Source organism: Cohnella xylanilytica (assembly GCF_014212175.1).
GTDB lineage: Bacteria > Bacillota > Bacilli > Paenibacillales > Paenibacillaceae > Cohnella > Cohnella xylanilytica.
The window spans coordinates 1-1,594 of the sequence record NZ_JACJVR010000177.1; the positions used below are offsets into that span (position 1 = coordinate 1).

Below are 1,594 nucleotides of genomic sequence, written 5' to 3' on the forward strand. Positions count from 1 at the left end.
CCGTCATCAGAATCGGACGCAGGCGCGTGCCTGCCGCTTCAAGCAAGGCTTCGCGGGTCGACAGTCCTTCCTTCTCCTTGTGGATGACGCGGTCGACGAGGACGATGGCGTTGGTCACGACGATGCCGATGAGCATGAGCGCTCCCATCAGCGCGGACACGCTGAGCGTCTCGCCGGCGATCCAGAGGGCGACCAGGCCGCCGATAATCGCGAACGGCAGGGAGAACATGATCGCGAACGGAGCGAGCGCGCCGCCGAACGTCAGCACCAGAACGAGATAGACGATGGCGATCGCCGCCGCGATGGCGATTCCGAGCTGCGAGAACGTCTCGTTGATCTGCTCCGTGACGCCGCCGAACTTGACTTCGACCGTCGCCGGCTTCTCGATCTTGTCGATCTCCTTCTGCAGGTCGGCGGAGGCCTTCGAGACGTCGGACGACGTCGATTCCGCGCTGACGGTAACGACCATTCTCCCGTTCTCGCGGGCGATGGACGCCTGCGCGGTCCCTTCCTCGACCTTGGCGACATCCTTGATCGGAACCTCGATGCCGAGCGGGGATTGCAGCTTCTTCTCCTCGATGTCCGAGATCGAACCGTACGCGTTGTCGGCCACTTCGACATAAACGTTGTAGGACTTGCCGTCCTCCTGGACCGTCGTCAGCACCGGGCGGTCCCGCGCCGGCATGAGCGCCATCGCGAGCTGTCCGGTCGTCAGGCCGTAACGGCTAAGCGCCGCTTGGTCGGCGACCAGCGTATATTGATCGTACGTCTTCGCCAGGCTGGTATCGACCTTCTCGAACGACTCGTTCTGCTTCATCAAGTCGGCGATCTTCGTCACGACCGGCTGTATGTCCTCGAGCTTGTCGCCATAGACGCTCAGGCTGAACTTGTTGCCGCCGAAGCCGCCGGACATGTCGAGTTCGGACCATTCGCCGACGTTCACGAGCTGATGCAGCCCTTCGACGATCTCCTTCTTCCGGTCCGCGAAGTGCTTCGTGTCCGGATCGAANNGAAGCTGACGCCGATGACCGGCACGAGCGCGAAGCTCGCGAGCAGCAGGACGATCGCGACGATGGACGTGATGGCCTTATGGCGAAGGACGGAAGCCAGCACCCTGCGGTATCCTTCCGCGAGCCTTCCCGGCTTGTCTTCGTGGTGCTGCGCCTTGCCCGGCTTCACGCCGCCGCGGAACAGCGAGTGGGCCAGCATCGGGACGACGGTGACCGCCACGAGCAGCGAAGCCAGCAGGGCGAACACGATCGTCAGCGCGAACGGCATGAACAGCTGGCCGACCATGCCGCTGACGGTACCCAAGGGGAGGAACACCGCGATCGTGACGATCGTCGAGGACATGATCGGCAGGAACATCTCGCGCGTCGCTTCCCGCATCAGATCCTTGCCCTTCAGCTTCTCGCCCGTCAGCGACATCCGCCGGTAAATGTTCTCGATGACGACGATCGAATCGTCCACGACGCGCCCGATCGCGACCGTCATGGCGCCGAGCGTCATGATGTTCAGCGTAATATCGAACTGCTGCAGCAGCAAAATTCCGATGACGAGCGACAGCGGGATCGAGACGATCGAGATGAGCGTC

The 1,594-nt window shown here is 62.7% G+C and carries 1 pseudogene; it reads right to left on the reverse strand.

The annotated features are described in order from the left end of the window. A pseudogene (locus H7B90_RS32410) lies at positions 1-1,594 on the reverse strand (efflux RND transporter permease subunit); the annotation flags it as partial.